Here is a 19301-nt window from a genome sequence, read left to right as displayed (position 1 = left end):
CGAAGCGGCACAACCCACTTCAAGAGGAGGAACGTATGGCCGAGCCCTGTGTGGTGGTGGCGACCATGATCGCGAAGCCGGGCCGGGAAGAGCTGGTGGAGCGGACGTTGCGGACGGCCGCGCCCGCGGTGCACTCCGAGCCGGGCTGTCTGCTCTACGCACTGCATCGACGGATCGGCGAACCCGGTCGATTCGTGATGATCGAGAAATGGGCGTCGAAAGAAGCGCTGCGCGCCCACGGCCAGAGCGCGGTGTTGCGTGAGGTCAACGAGGCCTTGGGCGACGCGCTCAGTCATCCGGCCGAGGTGCTGGTCTTCGACGCGCTGCCCGCGGGCGATTCCGAACTGGGAGCGCTCTGACGCACGAACGACTGCCCGGCACGATGTTCACCGGAGCGAATATCGGAAAGTTCGTGCTAACGCTCTGAATTGGATGCGTCCGGGCTCGCGTTCTCGGCCAGTACGACGTCGGTGGATTCCTTGGTGCTCGGGCTCATTCGGGGTGCCCTTCGTTGTTCTCGCTGAACAGGTGCTTGCGAGCGTAGATCGGCGGAACGCCGAACTCACGACGGGCCGAGAGCGGCCCACAGCCGCTCGATGGTGTCCGCCGCGTCGCGGTGCAGGACGCCGGTGAGCCCCGCGTGTTCGGCCGCGACGATGTTCTGTGGCAGGTCGTCCACCATTACGGTGGCTCCCGGCTCCACATGCAAACGGGCGCAGGCGATGTCGTACGCGCGCCGCGATGGCTTGCGTACACCGATCTCGCCGGAGATGGTGACGGCGTCGAACATCGAAGCGAGGTCGAATCCGGCGTAGCAGTCGTCGCCGAGTGAGTTCGACAGCAGCCCCACACGGAATCCCGCAGTCCTGACTTCGGTCACCAGCTCGATCATGGCGCTGTCGGCTCGCAGGCCGGACTGAATGCGGTGAACGAGCCCGGCTCCGTCCACCTCGACCCCGTGCGCACGCAGCCGCGCCGCGAAGCCCTGTTCGAACTCTCGCTCGCCCATGCGTCCCTCCTCGTGGGCGACCAGCAGTGCCCGGGCCTCCACGTCATCGCTGAACAGGCGCAGCGGTAGGCGGGGATCGCAGCCGATCGACTCGCCGAACTCTCGGAACGCCTCGAAGACGCTGGACGTCAGCACACCCCCGAAGTCGAACAGCACGGCGGTCGCCCGGTGCTCGGCGGGTACGGAGGTGGGACCGGTCATGAGAGTTCCTTTCCGCTCCGTGCCGCCGGACGCGGCGTCACGTTGTCGAATGCGTGCAGTTGTCGGCGGCGCGGCCGAGCACTGGGCGATTGTCCGGCAATCCGGGGCATGCTTTCGCAACCCGAGCGTAGTTGAATCTGAGTTCATGTTCAATATCAAATGCTTGGCTGACCGCATGAGGCGCCGATGAAGAGCGGCCCCTACGCCTAGCCGTATCTTGAACGTGACATCAGATTCGGGTAACTATCGAAGTCGAGTTTTCAGCACCACGAGATATCGGAGCAGTCTCTTGACCACGGTCTCCCCGCGGAGTGCTCGTCTGACCTTCCGCGCCCTCGAGCCGATCCACGGCATGATCTACTTCACCCCGCACGGCCCCGAGGTGTATCGCGACCTCGGCCTGACGGATCCGCGGATGATGTACTTCGCCTCCAGGTCCGCTGCCTTCGGTCCGGTGGCGGCCGATGTCACCGTCGCCGCGTTCTTCAACTTCAATCCGGCCGCGGTGCGTGTCGCCCTGCCTGCCGCGTGGGAAATCGCATCTCCCGCAGCGATCTTGCGCGCTAGGTTGCTCGCCGTGGACCGTTCGCTGCGGCAGGCGTGGGGCGGTGACATCGCCGACGCCGACGTCCGCGAGGCCGCTGATTTGGCACGGCGTGCCGCCGAACGCGCCCGCGAGCGGCCCCAAGGGCGTGCGCTGTTCGCGGCCCATGCGGCGCTGCCCTGGCCCGACGAACCGCATCTGGTGCTCTGGCACGCGCAGACACTGTTGCGGGAGTATCGAGGTGACGGCAATGTGGCGCTACTGGCGACGGAGGGACTGGACGGTATCGAAGCACTGATCACGCACAGCGCGACCGGCGAGGTCGCCGCCGAGGTACTGCGCCTCAGCCGATCCTGGAGTGAGCAGGACTGGGCATCCGGCGTCGACCGGCTTCGTGCCCGCGGGTGGTTGGCGAACGGCGCTCTCGCTCTGAGCGAGCACGGCGCCGCCCGGCGCAGGGCGATCGAGGACAGGACCGACGAGCTGGCGGTCTATCCGTACGAGGCGATCGGCGAAGACGGGTGCGCACGTCTGCGCGCTCTGGCCTCGTCGTTGGCGGTTCGGGTCATCGAAGGCGATCTGGGATTTCCGTCCGTGCTGTCGGAGCGCTACCGGCAGGCGATCCAGGCCGAATCTCGATGAGCCGGGCGAAGGTGGCCGCGGTGCGGCCGGAGATCACCCGGGTACTCGCGGTCCCCGCCGCGTTCACCAGGGAGATTCCGCCGGAGTTCGAGGACGGCAACCGGCACATGAACGTGATGCACTACTTTCGGCTGCACGGCGAGGCGATGTGGCAGCAACACTGTGCGCTCGGCTACACCGAGTCCGGGGAGTTCGGTCTGTTCGCGATGGAGCAGCACGTCGCCTACTACCGGGAAGTGCTGGTGGGACATGAGGTCTCGGTGCACGTCTGCGATCTCGGGCGCACCGACAAGGTCGCGCGCGGTATCTCGTATCTGGTCAATCGCACCGTCGGCGAGGTCGCGAGCTCGTTCGAGTTCCTCAGCATGAACGTCGATCGGGGGTCTCGCCGCCCGGCGGAATTCGCCGACACGGTCGCCGCGGCCTTGGATGAATCAATCGCGCGCGCTCGATCGCTTGGTTTCGGACCCGACGACGGGGTGCTCGAATTGCGTCCCTCGCTGGTTCGCGAGCGGGACTGAACAGCTCCGGCCGGGCGGCGTAGCGTCTTCACGGCGCCGCCGCCCGGTTTCTTCGGCTCAGTCGAGGCTGCGGGCGAAGTCGATCAGGGCGGCGTTCACTTCGGCCGCGCGCTCCTGTTGAATCCAGTGCCCCGCGCCGTCCAGCATGATCGACCCGCGCAGGTCCGACAGCACGGCGGTCATCTTGGCGGTCGGGGTGAACCGGATGACCGGATCCTGCGACCCCGCGATGAACAGCGCGGGCTGGTCGATCGTCGCTTCGGCCAAGTGCGCGGTGAGTTCCCAGTTCCGGTCCAGGTTGCGGTAGTAGTTGAGACCGCCGGTGAAGCCGGTGGCGGTAAAAGTCTGCACGTAGTACTCCAGTTCGGCTTCGCTCGACCAGTCCGGGACCGCCTGCTTCGCGCCTTGCAGATCGCGAGCGCTGATAACGTCGTCCTGCAGCAGGGTGCGGCGCACGTCCGACGCCAGTGCCGCGTCGGCCGGCCCTGGTTCCTGGAACCAGCACATGTAGAAGTCGTCGCCCAGCCGAGACCGCAGGATCGCCACCGGCGGGGCCGAGGAGCGCGGAGTGGCCGGGACGCTCAGGCCCGCGACCGCCCGCACCCGACTCGGATAGTGCAGGGCGAACTGCCAGACCACCGACGCGCCCCAGTCGTGGCCGACGAAGATCGCGTCATCGAGGCCCGACTCGTCCAGGAGGCCGACCAGATCGGCGCAAAGGGTGACGATGTCGTAGTCCTCGATCCGCTCCGGGCGGGAGCTGCCACCATACCCACGCATATCCAGGGTCAGCGTACGGAATCCCGCCTCGGCGAACGCGAAGACTTGATGACGCCAGGAGAACCCGAGTTCGGGAAAGCCGTGGCAGAAGACCACCGCAGGGCCTTCGCCATGGTCGACGACGCGCAACTCGATCCCGTTCGTCGCGACCTGGCGGCTGCCGAGCCGCAGCCACCGGTCCAACGGATCGCGTGTTTCCATCCCTGAGTCCACCTCGTGCTCGGATGCTGTGGCGGCCACCGACAGTATTCAATTCTGACGTCGAATTCAACTCTTGGCCGAGCTCGTCGGCTCGACTGGAGCAATGACTCGAAATCCCTCTCGGAGAGTGGCATTCGTGCCGCGAAAGTCATCGGTGGACGAGTGGGTGGAGGACGTCCCTACCCGAATTGATGCCAGGGTATCCGGGCGCGGGCGAGTTCGGACTGTTCGTCGGCGGTGAGTGGTGCACGCCCGCTTGCTTTGGCCAATGTGGTGGTGCGGTCCCAGCCAAGGCGCGTGGCGGCCGTGCCGACACCGAGAAAGTCGGTGACGGCAGCTGCGGCCGCGGGTGTGGTCCAAGCGGGGGTGCTGAGGGCGTTGGCCAGGTCGAGGCCGTGCAGGGCCAGTTCTACGACGCGGGTGAGCAGGAATTCTCGCAGAGTCATGCCGTCACCCCATCGAGTGACGAGGAGCCGCTCGGGCGGTTGTCCGGCGATGGCGCGCAGAGCGCGGCGGCGTTGATGGTCGAAGGCGGCGACGAGCGCCGCTGTATTCGGATGTGCGGCTGCGGCGTCCTTGGCCGCCGACACGCGTGCGGCGTTGGCGGTCGCGTCGAAGATGCGCGGGTGGTAGTAGCCGGCGGCATCGAGGTTCGCGCGGGCGGGCGGGGGAGCGGCCAAGCCGTCGGGGACGCGAGCGATCGCGGCCGTGACGTGCGCGATGAGTTCGGCGACTGTCCATGGCGGGCATGGGGTTGGCAATGTGAACTGGTGTGCCGTCAGTGTGGCGGTGGCCCGCACCCAGGCGGTGCACTCCTCGTCGAAGGCCCGGGTAACGAGGTCATCCGTAGGCGCGTCAGGCATCGACCGGCCCTCGGCGCTTCGTACGGCGCAGTGTCGCGAAGACCGCGAGGGCGGCGGTGATCGCGAGGGTTGGATGCACGATGCGGTCGCGCATGTCGACCGGGATGACGCCGAGGATGGCGTCGCCGCCCACGATGCCAAGGGCGGTTTCGATCGCGTAGAGGACTCCGACTGCGGTGACCACCGGGATGGGCCGGGTGCGCAGCCCGGCGAGCAGGGTGATACCGACTACCGCTTGCAGGGCCGCACGCCATCCCGATCCAGGAAGGGAGAATGCCGGATCGCCGAGCAGTGTGGTGAGCGACCGGATGAGAAGGAACAGTCCGACGACGGAGCAATACCACTGTGTGGCAGTCATCTCCGCTGATCTTCGAAAGGTATGGGCGACCACGCGACTCCTTATTGCCATGGTGGCAGTAACTGTATTGCTTATACTGCCACTGTGGCAATAGCGGAGGTGAAACGGCGTAGGCGCACCGTGGCGGAGGCTCGTGCGGAGATTCTGGGAGCGGCTGGCGCGCTGCTGCGTGAGCAGGCATCCGAAGCGGTGACCGTGAGCGCGATCATGGCCCGGACGACATTGTCGCGGAAGTCGTTCTATGTGTACTTCCCGGATCGGGTCGCATTGCTGCGCGAACTACTCGCTCCGTTGCGCGCCGAGACCGATGCCGCCATCGCCCGGTGGCGCACTGCAGCCGATCCCCGCCCGGCCGCGCGTGCCGCGCTGGAATCGGCTGCGCGGATGTATCAATGCGACGGCGCCCTGTTGCGCACCCTGGCCGTGGCCTCGCAGCGGGACGCGGAGGCCGCCCAGTTGTGGCAGGAGTTCCTGGCTCCACTGGAAGAGGTTGCGGCCGAGACGATCACGCGAGCCGACGAGCGGCTTCCCGCTGTGTCGGTTGCCCGGGCCCTGGTCGCGATGAACGTGCACTATCTGCTCGACGAGGTCGTCGGCGCCGCACCCGAGTCGGTGGACGCGGCCGTCGACGCGGTCGCCGTCATCTGGGAGCGCACCCTGTATCCCCACGACTGAGACGGCGGTCGTTTCCGGCTCGACATGACCAACCCCAGAATGACCAGCAGGCTCAGGACCTATCGGTGCGGTGTCCGCGCAATCTGCGGCGCGCTGCCGGAATTCGGCTATCGCCCCTCCGGGGCGCTCAGGGCAGGTACCCGACCAGAGCCTCGCTGAGACGACGCGCCGCCACACACGGTTTTCGAGGTGCATCGGGCTCGGCCGGACTGCTGGAGATCCCGCTGTTGTCGATCACCTAGGTCGCGAAGGCGGACTGGGCCTGCGCCGGAGCGGGGACATCAGCGCCGCACCGGCGAGGAGGGCGGCAGGCGCGGGTCACCCCTTCGGTCAGCCGCGCACGTGCAGCCCGAAACCCGTACGGCCCGAGGGCTCCAGCCCTTCCTTCAGCTGCAGCGAGGGGATCTCATAATCACCGAAGTTCTGCCGCCGGAACGCGATCGGCTCGGTCGAATCCAGGGTGAGCAGGCGTTGCTGCCAAGCCTTGGCGACATCCGGGTGGTCCTCGCCGGTCATCCGGTCGGTCCCGTACAGCACGAACGGCGGCAGCACTTCGATGCCCGGGTAGTAGAGGATGCCGTGGTGGATCGGGAACAGTAGATCCTCGATCGGGCCGTTGATGCCGCGGGCGGCGTAATGCGACTCCGGGCCGCCGGCGGTCACCGACAGCAGAGCTTTCCTGCCCGCGAGTGTGCCTTCGCCGAAGCGCTCACCGTACTTCGTGTCGTTGTGCTCGCCGACGCCGTATGCGAAGTGGTAGGTGAACACGCGGTCTACCCAGCCTTTGAGGATCGCGGGCATCGTGTACCACCACAGCGGGAATTGGAAAATGATCATGTCGGCCCACAGCAGTTTCTCCTGCTCGGCCGCGACGTCCGGGGTAAGCGTCCCGGCGTCGAAGGCCCGGCCGGAGTCCAGGGCGACCTTCAGCGGACTCGAGGCGTGGGGCCCGTAGTCTGCGGCGTCCACGACCGCCTTCCAGTTCATCGCGTACAGATCGCTCACTCGTACCTCGTGCCCGGCTGTCTCCAATGTGGACACAGCGAGGTCCTTCAGCGAGCTGTTGAGCGACTTCGGCTCGGGGTGGGCGTAGACGATCAGCGCCTTCATGGGAACTCCTTCGGATCAGGTGCCTTCGATCCTGAGCACCGCTGCGCCCGGTGTTCAGAGACGCTTCTTCCGTCGGACGGGACTTCCTGGTAACGGCAGGACCACCTTCGCGAGCACCACCGAGGCCATACTGGGGACGTGGACGATCTTGCGGGCTACCTGCGGACCCGGCGTTCCCGGGTCGACCCGGCGACCGTCGGCATTCCCATCGACAGGCGCCGCCGGGTCGAAGGGCTTCGCCGCGAGGAGGTCGCGCACCTGTCCGGGGTCAGCGTCGACTATTACGTGCGCCTGGAGCAGGGCCGCGCGACCCAGCCTTCCGAGCAGGTCCTCGACGCGCTCGCTCGCGTCCTGGGCCTCGATGAGACCGAACGCGGGCACCTCTACCGGCTCGCCCGGCAGCGCCGCCGCCGCGCGAAGGCGCCGAGCGGGCGGGTCCGCCCGGAGCTGCTACGTGTCCTCGACCTGGTCGCCGACGCACCCGCGCTGATCATGGACCACCGCATGGACGTGCTCGCCGGAAATCGGCTCGCCGGCCTTCTCTACGGCCGACCGATGCCGGGCCTGAACACCGCCAGGCACATCTTCCTCGAGGAGGCCGAGCGCGGCCTCTACGCCGACTGGGAGAATTGCACCCTCGACGTGGTCGGGCACCTGCGCCTGGCCGCAGGCAAATACCCCGAGGACCCCCGCCTGGCCTCGCTTATCGGTGAGCTGGCGATGGGCAGTGAGCGCTTCCGCCGCCTCTGGGCCCGCGCAGACGTGCGCGCCCGCACGCATGGACGCAAGGCGTACCGACACCCGCTGGTCGGATTGCTGGAACTGCATCAGGAGAACTTCGCACTACCTGACGAAACGGGCATGGAGCTGCTGGTGCTGTCCGCGCTCCCCGGCAGCCCCGCCGAGGACGGGCTGCGTCTGCTCGCGGGGCTGGACGCGGACAGCGGTGACACGCATCCCACGATGAACGCTCAGGTTCGCGAGTAATTCAACGCCGCCCCCGGGAACACCTAGCTGAGGAAGTTTCGGGAGGCGAGTGGGGAGCTGAGTCGGGCCCGGAGATGCACTTGATCATCGCCGGGCCCAACACTTCAGTCTGAAGCAGCCGTCACCCCCATAACCCGAGAATGCGCGGATTCGACGAATCGGCCGCTATCCGCCTCCATGTCGGCCTGTCGGGCCGGCTTCACTTCAAGTGCCGGGCGAAGAACCGGTTTGCCTCCTCTCCCGCGAACTGCGGGACGCCGGTGTGCCCGCCCATGTTGGCGTGCAGCGTCTTCTCCTTGGAGCCGAAGGCGTCGAACAGGTCCAGGGCCATCTGCCGGTCGTTTCTCTCGTCGTCCCACTGCAGCAGGACATGCAGTGGAATAGTGACCTGCCGGGCCTCCTCGAATATGGCGCGCGGCACGAAACTCCCGGCGAACAGAACGGCGGCCACGATGCGCGGCTCGACCGCCGCCAGCCGGGTGCCGACGGAGATCACCCCGCCTGAATACCCGACCGGCCCGCCGATCTCGGGCAGCGCGAGAAGGGCGTCCAGGGCGGCCCGCCATTCTGGGACCGCCTGGTCGACCAGCGGGAGGACGAGCCGGTCGACGATGTCGTCGGTGACCGGCTCGCCAGCCCGTAGCACCCGGTGCAGGTCGGCGCGGACCTGCTCGGCGGCAGCCGAACGGGGCCGGTCACCGCTGCCGGGGAGCTCGATGGTGGCTGCGGCGAAGCCCTCCGCCGCGGAGTGCCGGGCCCGGGCAATCAGTCGGGGGTACATCTTGTCCAGTCCGCCTGGGTGGCCGATCAGGATCAGCGGCGCCGGCGCGGATGCTGATCCGGGCGTCCACAGGACGCCGGGGATCTCGCCAAGGGTGAATTCGCGCTCGAGGATTCCGTCGTCGAGGCGCTGTTCAGAAATGAATCGCACGGTGGTGCCTTTCGGGAGTGCTCTTGAACGGCGCTCCCGGACGATCTATCGCCCGACCGTGACCCCAGAGGGGAGCACCCATGTAGATACTGCGTTCACGGGTACCACCTCCTCGTTCACTTGCACGGCTTCCGGAAGGCTAGCAGTGGTCGCCGCGGTCGACCAACAGGTTTTGCGGAGGCTCCGGGGCCGATGCCGCGGAGCCGCTCGCTTACGGTGTCCGCCGTGTCTGGTGACGAGGGTGCTGCGGTCGAACGCAGCTCAGTCGGCGAGATAGCGCAGCATCACTGCGGTGTCGAAGTGCCTCGTCTCGACCAATCGGAGCTGGATGCGCTTGTCCAACGATGGGAACAGCGGTGTGCCGCCGCCGAGCACCACGGGCAAGACGAACAGTTGATACTCGTCGATCAGCCCGTGTGGTATCAGCGAAGCCGCGAGGCTCGCGCCACCTATCTCCATGACGCCATCGCCTCCCGCCTTGAGCCTGCGGACCTCCTCGACCGCGTTCTCGCTGATCAACGTGCTGTTCCAGTGGACCTCCGTGAGCGTCCGGGAAAAGACGACCTTCGGCTTCTCCGTCCAGAGCCTGCTGAACTCCCGCTCGATGCGCGGCGCGTCCGCGGGCACATGCGGCCAGTACTCGGCCATCAGCTCGTACAGGCGACGGCCGTGCAGCGAGACCTCGATTTCGCGGTAACGGTCGTTGTGAAACTGGTGTAGCTCCTCGTCAGGGTTGGTCCAGTCGATGCTGCCGTCGCGGTCGTTGATGTAGCCGTCCAGGGACACGCTGAACCCGTAGATCAGTTTTCTCATGACGAGGTAGACCTCCTACACGCTCGAAACTCATCGGCGCTCATCGGATAGAGGCAGGCGTCAGGCTCTGGGCCTGCCTCCAACGCCCGGTCGCACTTATGGATTCGTCATCGCGACAGCGAGTTGCGCAGATCCGTGATGGTGGCGCGGCGCTCGTAGGCGATCCAGGCGAAGATCGCGGCAAGCACCAAAGGGAAGATTCCCATCAAGGGCTTGTCGGCGATGAAAGCCTGCGTCGCTGCGGCGAGCACGGTGAGAACGGACAGACCTGCGGCAGCCAGGGCACTGAGCCGTGGCACCATCAGGCCGATACCGCCCGCCACCTCCGCAACTCCGATGAAGACGAGCAACCCGAGGGGGATGGTCAGATTCTCGGGGGCGTTGTCCGTCAGGGCGCTCGGCATAACGAGTTTCGGCCCGCCGGAGGCGATGATGAAGAACAGGCCGAGCAGGATCTGCAGGGCCCACAGGACGCGGTTGCGGACCTTGCCGGGACGGTCGGTGACGTCGCTGGAGAAGTTGGTGGTGGGGTTGGCGGTGGTCATTCCTGGTCCTTCTGGTTGGTGCGCCGCGTTGGTAGCGCGTTCACCGGATAGGACGGAGCACCGTCGGAGAACTCATCGCTGTCCACGAAGATTCTCCGGACCGCTTTACGTAGAGCAGTTTTGCTTCGATAGTGCGAGATCGTGGGTCTCACTCCGTTGGTACCGCATGCGAGTAGTCCGCTACGCGGCGGTTCGTTCTGGGCGTGGCGACCATAGTCATTCGTCGACGTTCGTTGTCTCGCGATCGCGTAGTCGGCTACTCGCGCCGACAGTTCGTGACCTGGGCATGATGGCCGGTGTGCGATAGCCGAGATCGACCGGTCGACGTACGCCTGCGAAATGAAGACCGACGCCGCGATCGAGTAGTGAAATGGTGCTCATCCATAATGCCACGCATGCGACGTGTTTCCAGCTCACGTTGATCGAAGAATTCGCCCTGCACAGCGGCGACCGCCGACTTTCCATTCCGCACGCGGCAGAGCGGGTGCTGACCTATCTGGCACTGCTGAACCGGCCGGTCTCTCGTGGCCGCCTCGCCGGCGCGCTGTGGCCGGAGTGCGCTGATCACTGCGCGGCGCAGCGTCTGCGAACCGCCCTGTGGCGCTTGCGCCGTATCCAGGACGCAGTCGTGGAGATCAACGGCGACCGTCTTCGCCTCCATCCGGACGTGGTCGTCGATCTGGCGTATCTGACCGAATTGGCGCAGAAACTGGTTCACCAGCCGTGCTCGGAGGATCTCGCGCGCGTCCCGCTGCTGCTGGATCGCGCAGCGCTGCTGGCGGACTGGGACGAGGAGTGGGTGGTCGTCGACCGGGAACGGTACCGATTGGCCTGGGTCGCGGCGCTGGAAGCGGCGGCCGAAGCCTTGCTGGAGCGTCGGCAGGTCGGCGCCGCCCTGATGGCCGCGTCGGCGGTGGCGGCGGCGGAGCCGCTCCGGGAAAGCTCCCGCAGGATTCTGATGCGAATCCATCTCGCGCAGGGCAACAAGATCGACGCCCTTCGGGAATACCGGCGATACCGAGACCTGCTGTGGGCCGAGTTCGACACCGAGCCGTCGCCGGAATTCGACGAACTCCTTCTTCGCATCCAGAAGTGCGACGCCCCGACGGTCGAGTCGCTCCGGAATCGCTGAGACGAGTCGCACGGGCGCGGTGACGATAGACGACGAACGCTGTCGGGCACTGCCGCGCTGGGCGAAACGCTGAGGTGACGGTGGTGTGACGCGCCTGAGGAACACTCCGCCAGTAGCGGACATGACCACATCAACCTCTGTTTCCAGGCGGTTGCACCATGAATTCTCGTGAACAAGTCCAAACGGCGTGGTTGAAGCAGATCGGGGCCGCCGCAGAGCGTTACGTCGCGACCGAGACCAAGCGCGAAGACATCGAGCAACGTCGCAAAATGAAGGACAGCCCGGTTGTCGACTCTCCGGAACAGATCAGCGCTCGGGCGCAGCGGCTGGCTACCAGCGGCGAGATGCCGGTCGAGGCCATGATCGAAGCCGGCCGGATCGAGCCCTCCGACCGGATCACGACGCTCGAGCGGATCATCGGCGCCAGCAACGAACTCCAACCGGCCAACTTCCTTTCCCGCGGTGCTCGCACGGCGGCGTCGGTCGCGCGGATATCGCTGAGCCGCAACGGCCGAGAAGTACCGCTGGGCACCGGGTTCCTGGTGTCGCCCCGGCTGCTCTTGACCAACAATCACGTACTTCCCGATCAGGACACCGCCCGGCAGGTCGTGATCGAGTTCGGCGCCGAGACGACGATCGACAACGACCCTCGCCTTCCTGTGCGGTTCCGTCTCGACCCCGACTTCTTCGTCACCGATGAGCACCTGGATTTCACTTTGGTGCCGGTTCGTCCCGGCGCCGACGGCAAGCCGCCCGGCGACGCCGTCGGCTGGTGGAACCGGCTGATCATGGACCAGGGAAAGATCGTCATCGGTGAGGCGATGAACGTCATCGGGCACCCGATGGGCAGGCTCAAGGAGATCGGCATCCGCCGCAACCAGCTCGACTTGCAGCTCGATGACTTCCTGCACTACTCGACCGACACCGAACCGGGGAACTCCGGCTCGCCGGTCTTCAACGACCAATGGGAGGTCGTCGCGTTGCACCACTCCGGCGTTCCGCGCACCGACGAGCAAGGGCGGCTTCTGCGCCGCGACGGCACAGTCTGGCACGAAGGCGACGGTGACGACGCGATTGCCTGGAGGGCCAACGAGGGAGTGCGCATCAGTGCGATCCTCATGCACCTGGCCGGACTGCAGCGCTCGGCGCGCGACCACGAGTTTCTCGCCGAACTCGGTCCCGACGCCGGGCCGGTCGGCGGACCATCGGCAATCCGCCTTCGCCTCGCACCTGCCGAGGACCGCACCGAACTGATAGTTCCGGCTTCGGCGGCGCGTGAAAGCACGGAACTCCGCCACGGCGTCACCGCCCGAGCAGGCGCCTTCGGCGGCACACGTCACCTGCTGTTCCTGCATGGCCGCAGCCAGCATGGTCGCGATCCCGAACTTCTGCGCCGCGAGTGGACCGCCGGCCTCAACAAGGGCCTCACCCTCGCCGGGCTCAGCACGTTGGATCCCGCGGATGCCTTCTTCCCGTTCTACGGCGACCGTTTGGCAGCCCTGCTGCAACCCACGGAGGAAACGGCACTCGCGCCCGAGACCATGGCCGTCGATCATGCGCTGGCAATGGCGCCGACCACGCCGCAGGCTCGCCGGCTGTACGAACAGATCCTGCAGAACGCGGCCGCGGACGCGGGCATGCCCGCCGAGGACGGGCAACCGGCCGACCGGGTAGAAGCGGAAGGACTCGGTTCGATCGGCAGCGCGATCGTGAGCAAGCTGCAGCGGCAGCTCAGCTGGCTGGCCGCCCGTACCGACCTGGACGAGCTCATCATCGCCCAAGTCTTCCGGGACGTCGCTTCGTACCTCGCCGACGAGCAGATCCGGCAAGCGGTACTCGACTGTGTCCTCGAGACCGTTCCCGCATCGGGACGGCTCACCCTCGTCAGCCACAGCCTCGGCACCGTGGTCGCGATGGATCTGCTCACCCGGCTCCAGCCCCAGCTCGACGTCGCCGTGCTGCTCACCCTCGGCAGTCCCCTGGGGCTGGACGCGGTTTACAACAAACTCCTGGTCCGAGGACCGCACCGGCCGGAGCGTGTCGGCGACTGGCTGAATGCCTGGTCCGTGGTGGATCCGATCACCATCGGATGCCCGCTGCGCCATATCTGGAAGGGACAACTGCGGGAGATTCCCGTCGACAATCCCAAGGAACGGGCCCACAGCATCGCTGAGTACCTTGCCCATCCAGCTGTCGCGCAAGCCATCCACAACGGTGTCGCGCCGACGACGGGACCATGACGGGGAGTCCGTGGTTCGTGATGGTCCGGACTCGTCGTGACGCGTCGGACGCGGCCGGTGAGAGCGGCGCTGCCCAGGGCCGGTCCCGGTCACTTGCTCAACCTGGCCGTCAGGTGCGGAACGGTGGCGAGCGAGTTCGCAGTCGTCGGCAATGACCGAGTTTGTGCCTGAGGACTGCGCGGATACTTCGCGGAGTTGCTGGAACTTTATTCCAGCAGGATTTCTACCGGCTGCTCATAGACGTGTTCGATGTCGGCGGACCGGTCGCGGATGGCTGTCGGTGCCGCCAGAGTCGTCCCCAACGGTATGAGCTTCCCGCACCGGTTCACGCAATGTGGATTGCCGACGGCTATGTGTGGGCGCTGGGTGCGGCGACGGCCTAGCGAAGAGTTCAGCGTGGCCCAGCAGGTCCGTCCACCTGGTCGGGGTCACCGTTGCGACCGCTATCGGGCTGACCTTCGGTGCCTGCTCTCTCGCTTGCACTCTTTCCCACTCGGCGCGGTTTGACCATGCGCCGAATACCGGCGGCCGGAGCATCGTCACCAGCTCGTTTCCGCCGCAACGCGTCGAGATCGATGACACTTGCATCAGGCTCGGCACTGCCCGGATCATCCTTCGGAGCGGGGTGCCGCGCCGCGCCGGGGTCGACCGGCCACCACCCTGTCTCCCGCTGCAGTTCCGATCGCAGTACGGGCTTGGTCGGTGCAGGATCATAGACGGAGCCACCGTCCGAGCGCCGAGTCTTTTGGAGACGTTCGCCGGCCTCTTCTGCCACGCGCCGCGGGCGACGTGGTAGTCGGGTGACTTTCGACGTGCCGTCTCCCACTCCGGGAGTCTCCACAGCCTTCATCCCTTCGTCCTGTTTTCTGCGCGACCGGTCCAGCTCGTCGAACCCCTTCCGGCTGGGCCCTGGCAAGGATTCCGGTGCGTCGCTCACGTCCGTATTCTCCCTCAATAGGTAAACCGCTGGGCACCGGAGCCAGGCCCGGGCCGCCGCGAGACTGGCGGGTATACCGGAATGTGTTGCGCACGCTGGTGTGCACGACCGCGCTGCCACACGGCGTCGATCGCATCCGGAAGACCATTCAGGCCGTCACACACCCGCGACACCATGACCGTCGTCGGCCACGCAAGGACCTCCCGATCGATGTCTCGCCGCCCTCTTGCGCAACCGCGGCGGGAGCGCGACGGTGTGAGTGTGAGTCCCACCCCCGCCGGGCTCGTCGGACAATGCGACGGACCGACCGATCGTTGGGAGGAAAAATGGCGAACAGGTGGACCGAGCAAGACATACCAGCCCAGAAGGGACGACTAGCGGTCGTCACGGGCGCCAACAGCGGGCTGGGGTTCGAGACGGCCCGAGCGCTCGCGGCGCACGGTGCGTCGGTGGTGTTGGCGGTTCGGGATGTCGACAAGGGCAAACACGCCGCAGACCGTATCGCCGGTGCCGTTCCCGGCGCGGACACCACCATCCAACAGCTGGATCTGACCTCGCTGGCATCTGTACGGACTGCTGCCGAACAGCTGAAATCCGCTCACGCCACGATCGACCTCTTGATCAACAACGCCGGGGTGATGTACCCGCCGAGACAGACCACCAGCGACGGGTTCGAGCTGCAATTCGGGACGAATCATCTGGGACACTTCGCGCTCACCGGGCTGCTGCTGGACAGAATGCTGCCGGTGCCGGGCTCGCGGGTGGTCACGGTCAGCAGTGTCGGACATCGAATCCGGGCGCGAATCGACTTCGACGATCTGCAAGGCGAACGGTCCTACAACCGGGTGGCGGCCTACGGCCGGTCCAAGCTGGCGAATCTGATGTTCACCTACGAACTGCAACGTCGTCTGTCCGGCAACGGCAAAACGATCGCGGTCGCGGCACACCCCGGTGCCGCGAACACCGACCTCATGCGCAACATGCCCAGTGCGCTGCGTGCGCTCGTGCCTGTCATCGCGCCCATCGTCACGCAAAGCCCAGCGATGGGGGCCTTGCCGGTCCTCCGCGCGGCCACCGATCCCGGCGTGCTGGGCGGTCAGTACTACGGGCCGGGCGGATTCCTGGAGACCCGCGGCTACCCGAAGATCGTCGAATCGAGCGCCCGATCCCATGACATGGCGATTCAGCAACGCTTGTGGACGGTCTCCGAGGAACTGACCGGAGTCACCTTCCCCGTCTGATCGCCACCGCACGGCCGGAAGGTCGTTCGACGAAGAACCTCCCCGGGCCTGTCCACGCACCTCCAGCAGTACCTGCACTGCTGCACCGCGCCGGCGGGGGCGGCGGGGCTGCCCCACCGACGCGGCGACGAGACAGATTGCAGCACAAGATGTCCCGATATCGCTTGCCGAATCACAGGTTTGGACGTTCATCCGACACTCGCACAGTGCCACAACTAGCTCCAGGAATGTGGCGTAGTGGAGAGACCGTGGCTATCGCAATGGGATCAGATGCGCGTGATCACGGGGTCGCCCCTCGTCATGGGACGTGCGTGATGCCTCGCCGAATTTCGCTGGTGGAGTGTTCGATCTTCGACAGGTCACGCGAGCGTGAGGAGCGCAGCTGCCACGGGACGCTGGTGACCGTTACCGCGGGTTGAAACTGGGCGGGCAGTCAAGGCTCTGTCGTCCACTTGATGCCTGATCAGACGGAGTGAGCCTGGAACTGCATCGTTTCCTGGGTTGACCTGCTGCTGCGCCGCAGGGGATGTGGCTGAATCGAAGCTCAGGCCGGCGGGTTCGTAGGGTGCCGCCTGTGGGTCTCGGCTACCTGCTCGGCCGCGGCAAGATGGTCGCGCACCAGGTCAGCCAGTGGATGGTCGCTGCCGAGGGCTCGCGTCGTCTGGTCGAACATTGTCTCGAAGAGTTGCACGGCCTCCTCGAATCGGCCTGCTGCGTGATAGGCGAGCGCGAGTCCGTTGACCGAACGCGCGGTGAGGGAGTCGTCGGGGCCGAACTCCTGCTGGTCGATGTTCGCCTCGTACAGGGGAATGGCTTCCTCGAATCGGCCTGCGGCTCGGAGGGTGTCGGCAAGCGCGTTGCGGGTGCTCCGGAGCCGTGGATGGCCGGGAAGAGCGCGGTGGTACTCGGCGAGATTCGTCTTGAACAAGTCGATCGCGGTGTCGAGGTGACCGGCTGAGCGGTACGCGGCCGCGAGGCTGTCGCGAGAGGCGAGGGTGGCGTGGTGGTCTGGTCCGAGGACGCGCAGTCGGTCGGTCAAGGTGGTGCGGTGGTTGGTGAGGGCGTCATCGATGCGGCCTGCCGCGTGGTAGGCGGCGGCGAGGTTGTACCGGTAGGTCAAGGTGTCGGGGTGGTCGAGACCGAGTTCTCGCGCGCTGGCGGAGACGTTGGCCTCCAGCAATGGAATGGCCCGTCCTGGTTGCCGCACTCCCAGGGCGTCGGCGAGGTTGTTGCGCGCCTTCAGGGTGTCGGGATGGTCGGGACCGAGAATCCGGAGGCGATCCCGCAGGGAGGCTTCCTGTATGGCGATCGACTCGTCCCAGCGTCCGGACGCGCTGTAGGCGATGGCGAGCCCGCCCTGAGTGAGCAGGGTGATCGGGTGGTCGGAACCGAGTATCCGGGGAAAATCGGCGATATTCGCTTCGAAGAGTGCGATGGCGTCCGCGAGCCGCCCGGCCGTCTGCAAGGCACAGGCGAGGTTGTGGCGGGTTATGAGTGTGTCCGGGTGTTCCGGCCCGAGGACCCGCAGCCGCTCGACGAGGTTTGCTTCGCCGAGACGGACGGCGTCGTCGGCTCTGCCGATGGCCTCGTAGATCTCGGCGAGATTGTTGCGGCAGGCCAGCGTGACGGGATGATCACCTCCGAAGATCCGCATGGCGTCGTCGAGGTTCTTCCGCAGCAGCGGGACGGCCTCGTCGGTGCGTCCTGCCGCCCCGTAAGCGCGGGCGAGTTTGTGCAGGCAGAGGAACGAATCGACGTGATCGGCACCGAGTACCCGCAGGTAGACGGGCAGAAGATCCTCGAAGATGGCGATCGCGTCCGCGAGGTGACCCGCCGACAGGTGGACCTGAGCGAGCCCGCCGCGAAAGTTGAGGGTCTGGTACGCGTCCGCACCGAATACCTGCTGGCTGTGCGCGATGTTCTCGGTGTGCAGGGCCCTGGACTTGTCCAGGAACCCGGCCTGGAGGTACGTGTCCGCCAGTTGAAAGCGCATGGCCAGCGTGACGGGATGGGCAAGTCCGAGAACCTGCCCGGCGTCGGTCAGGTACGCCTCGAGCCGGGCGGCTGCTTCATCGAGCCTGCCGCAGGCGGCGTGGGCCCGGGCCAGTAGATATCGGGCAGTGAACGTATCGGGATGCTCGCCGCCGAGGATCTGCTCGCTGGAGATGACGACATCCTGCGCGAGGGTCAGCGCTCTGGCGGTGTCGGCGGCCTCGGTCAGCTGCTCGACGGCCCATCTGCGAACGGCGATCATCGCCGCGGCATGTTTTCTGGTGCTGCTGTGCACCATTCCGGTGTCCCACAGCGCGTCGATCTGATCGACGAGATGCGCGCCGTCCTGCCGGCGCGCCCACGCCTGCGAGGGCGGAAACGTATTGCGCATGATGATGGCGAGTGCGGACCGGACGAGTTCGACCGTGGACCGCGCGGCAGGAGCCCGATTACGAAGTGCCGCGGCCGCTCGCCGAAACAAGCTGATGGACTGCGTATTCGAACCGCGTTCGCGCAGCACGCGGCTCACGAGCCGGTGCATGATCAGCGCCTCGCCGGAAGTCGACCAGGACAGCAGGGAACCAGCCACACATCGTTCCAGTGCCTCGTCGACTCGCCTGGGGCTGGTGGCGAGCAGGGATCGGTGCACGCCACCGGGCGAGAGCATGGCCATCGCACCCAGAAGCCAGGCGACGTCGGCCGCGAGCTGGTAATCGCCGGTGACGCCCTCGGTGGTTTCGATGCACAACGAGATCGCCTGGACGACCGACCGGGGATAGTCGTGACCGGCGGTGCGCCGCAATACGGTCGGCAATGGGCTGTCGTGCAGCAGCTGCCGGTACTGCGCGTAGCCGAGGCGGCGACCGACCATCGTCGCCGCGGCGGCGGACAGTGCCAGCGGCAGGTCACCCAGGTCCTCGGCGACCTGATCGGCACCGTCGTCGCCGAGACCGGTCGAGTCGGCGAGGTAGCGCACCGATTCAGGGCGAGTGAAACAGGTGACGTCGACCGCATCGCCGAAGGCCGCGAAGGACCGGTCGACGCTGGTGATCACGATGCGCGTGCGGCCACCGGTCGGCAACAGCTCCCGGAGGTGGTCGGCGTCGGTGGCGTTGTCGAACACCAATAGCGCCGCGACGGTGTCACCGGAGAGGTGATCGCGTAACCGCCGGGCCGACACCGCGGAGTCGCCGTCGGGGTCGGCGACGCCCAGCCGCTGGGCGATATCGGCGAGTCCGGACAGTGTGCTGTCCGGCGTTTCGGCATTGATCCACCCCACCAGACCCTGTCCGGAATCGAACAGTGAGCGTGCGTGAGCGGCCGCCAGGTGGGTCTTGCCCGCGCCGCGCAGTCCGGTGACGACGACGGCCGCCGCAGGGCGCTCCAGTGCTCGACGCAGACGTGCCAGCTCGTCGCGGACGACGAATCGTGGTGGCTGCCGGGGGATCCGGCCGACGACTACCACGCTGGTAGCCGGAGACGACACGCGAATGCCTGCTGTGAGATAGATGTCGCGGGCGTGAACGTCGGAGAGCCGAGTGACGATATGGGTGGTCAGCGCGGGGGCGTCGGTCGAGGC

At 66.6% G+C, this 19301-nt stretch carries 17 protein-coding genes; 8 read left to right on the top strand and 9 right to left on the bottom strand.

Annotation, left to right across the window (positions count from 1 at the left end; translation table 11 throughout):
- Nucleotides 1–35: 35 nt before the first annotated feature.
- Nucleotides 36–359 carry a putative quinol monooxygenase gene (locus ABZ824_RS17660; protein ID WP_356964155.1) on the top strand — a complete coding sequence of 108 codons (324 nt, stop codon included), beginning with the start codon at nucleotides 36–38 and terminating at the stop codon, nucleotides 357–359.
- Between the two features lie 203 nt (nucleotides 360–562).
- Here ABZ824_RS17660 and ABZ824_RS17655 read toward each other — a convergent pair whose 3' ends face one another.
- Entirely contained in the window at nucleotides 563–1210 is a 648-nt protein-coding gene (locus tag ABZ824_RS17655) for an HAD family phosphatase (protein WP_356964153.1), read from the bottom strand.
- Nucleotides 1211–1499: 289 nt separating this feature from the next.
- Between ABZ824_RS17655 and ABZ824_RS17650 the strand changes: the two genes are divergently transcribed.
- On the top strand, nucleotides 1500–2396 hold the full coding sequence (locus tag ABZ824_RS17650) for a hypothetical protein (protein WP_356964152.1): 897 nt from the start codon (nucleotides 1500–1502) through the stop codon (nucleotides 2394–2396).
- The gene (locus ABZ824_RS17645) at nucleotides 2393–2917 is read left to right on the top strand and encodes a thioesterase family protein (RefSeq protein WP_356964151.1); all 525 of its coding nucleotides are present in this window, start codon (nucleotides 2393–2395) and stop codon (nucleotides 2915–2917) included. Before ABZ824_RS17650 ends, ABZ824_RS17645 begins: the two co-directional genes overlap by 4 nt.
- A gap of 57 nt (nucleotides 2918–2974) precedes the next feature.
- On the opposite strand, the gene ABZ824_RS17640 is transcribed toward ABZ824_RS17645, so the two are convergent.
- The 3 genes from ABZ824_RS17640 to ABZ824_RS17630 all read right to left on the bottom strand — a co-directional run bounded on the left by ABZ824_RS17640 (nucleotide 2975) and on the right by ABZ824_RS17630 (nucleotide 5119).
- Nucleotides 2975–3898, bottom strand: a complete 924-nt coding sequence (locus tag ABZ824_RS17640; protein ID WP_356964554.1) for an alpha/beta hydrolase — start codon at nucleotides 3896–3898, stop codon at nucleotides 2975–2977.
- A gap of 179 nt (nucleotides 3899–4077) precedes the next feature.
- Entirely contained in the window at nucleotides 4078–4761 is a 684-nt protein-coding gene (locus tag ABZ824_RS17635; protein WP_356964149.1) for a maleylpyruvate isomerase N-terminal domain-containing protein, read from the bottom strand.
- Nucleotides 4754–5119 carry a hypothetical protein gene (locus tag ABZ824_RS17630; RefSeq protein WP_356964147.1) on the bottom strand — a complete coding sequence of 122 codons (366 nt, stop codon included), beginning with the start codon at nucleotides 5117–5119 and terminating at the stop codon, nucleotides 4754–4756. Before ABZ824_RS17630 ends, ABZ824_RS17635 begins: the two co-directional genes overlap by 8 nt.
- Before the next feature lie 84 nt (nucleotides 5120–5203).
- On the opposite strand from ABZ824_RS17630, the gene ABZ824_RS17625 reads away from it, so the two are divergent.
- Entirely contained in the window at nucleotides 5204–5794 is a 591-nt protein-coding gene (locus tag ABZ824_RS17625; RefSeq protein WP_356964145.1) for a TetR family transcriptional regulator, read from the top strand.
- 330 nt (nucleotides 5795–6124) lie between these two features.
- Here the strand turns inward: ABZ824_RS17625 and ABZ824_RS17620 are convergent, their stop codons facing one another.
- Nucleotides 6125–6904, bottom strand: coding sequence for an NAD(P)H-dependent oxidoreductase (locus ABZ824_RS17620; protein WP_356964144.1), 780 nt, complete (start codon nucleotides 6902–6904; stop codon nucleotides 6125–6127).
- 138 nt (nucleotides 6905–7042) lie between these two features.
- Here ABZ824_RS17620 and ABZ824_RS17615 point away from each other — a divergent pair, with 138 nt between their 5' ends.
- Nucleotides 7043–7891: a helix-turn-helix transcriptional regulator gene (locus ABZ824_RS17615; protein ID WP_356964143.1), complete on the top strand. Its 849-nt coding sequence runs from the start codon at nucleotides 7043–7045 to the stop codon at nucleotides 7889–7891.
- Between the two features lie 199 nt (nucleotides 7892–8090).
- Here the strand turns inward: ABZ824_RS17615 and ABZ824_RS17610 are convergent, their stop codons facing one another.
- The 3 genes from ABZ824_RS17610 to ABZ824_RS17600 form a co-directional block, all read right to left on the bottom strand.
- Nucleotides 8091–8822, bottom strand: a complete 732-nt coding sequence (locus ABZ824_RS17610; RefSeq protein ID WP_356964142.1) for an alpha/beta hydrolase — start codon at nucleotides 8820–8822, stop codon at nucleotides 8091–8093.
- A gap of 261 nt (nucleotides 8823–9083) precedes the next feature.
- Nucleotides 9084–9635: a dihydrofolate reductase family protein gene (locus ABZ824_RS17605; RefSeq protein ID WP_355078137.1), complete on the bottom strand. Its 552-nt coding sequence runs from the start codon at nucleotides 9633–9635 to the stop codon at nucleotides 9084–9086.
- Between the two features lie 107 nt (nucleotides 9636–9742).
- Nucleotides 9743–10180 (bottom strand): DoxX family protein, encoded by a 438-nt coding sequence (locus tag ABZ824_RS17600; RefSeq protein ID WP_355078136.1) that lies wholly within the window; start codon nucleotides 10178–10180, stop codon nucleotides 9743–9745.
- Between the two features lie 370 nt (nucleotides 10181–10550).
- Between ABZ824_RS17600 and ABZ824_RS17595 the strand changes: the two genes are divergently transcribed.
- The 3 genes from ABZ824_RS17595 to ABZ824_RS17585 all read left to right on the top strand — a co-directional run bounded on the left by ABZ824_RS17595 (nucleotide 10551) and on the right by ABZ824_RS17585 (nucleotide 15730).
- Nucleotides 10551–11312: a BTAD domain-containing putative transcriptional regulator gene (locus ABZ824_RS17595; RefSeq protein WP_356964140.1), complete on the top strand. Its 762-nt coding sequence runs from the start codon at nucleotides 10551–10553 to the stop codon at nucleotides 11310–11312.
- A 158-nt stretch (nucleotides 11313–11470) separates the two neighbouring features.
- The gene (locus ABZ824_RS17590; protein WP_356964138.1) at nucleotides 11471–13552 is read left to right on the top strand and encodes a serine protease; all 2082 of its coding nucleotides are present in this window, start codon (nucleotides 11471–11473) and stop codon (nucleotides 13550–13552) included.
- Nucleotides 13553–14815: 1263 nt separating this feature from the next.
- Nucleotides 14816–15730: an SDR family NAD(P)-dependent oxidoreductase gene (locus tag ABZ824_RS17585; protein WP_356964136.1), complete on the top strand. Its 915-nt coding sequence runs from the start codon at nucleotides 14816–14818 to the stop codon at nucleotides 15728–15730.
- Between the two features lie 544 nt (nucleotides 15731–16274).
- Here the strand turns inward: ABZ824_RS17585 and ABZ824_RS17580 are convergent.
- The gene (locus tag ABZ824_RS17580) at nucleotides 16275–19208 is read right to left on the bottom strand and encodes a tetratricopeptide repeat protein (protein ID WP_356964134.1); all 2934 of its coding nucleotides are present in this window, start codon (nucleotides 19206–19208) and stop codon (nucleotides 16275–16277) included.
- Between the last annotated feature and the right edge of the window lie 93 nt (nucleotides 19209–19301).

This window comes from Nocardia sp. NPDC047038, from assembly GCF_040644075.1.
Taxonomy (GTDB): Bacteria; Actinomycetota; Actinomycetes; order Mycobacteriales; family Mycobacteriaceae; genus Nocardia; species Nocardia sichangensis.
Note: the sequence above shows the minus strand (reverse complement) of the source record. Positions and strands in the feature narration are given on the sequence as shown.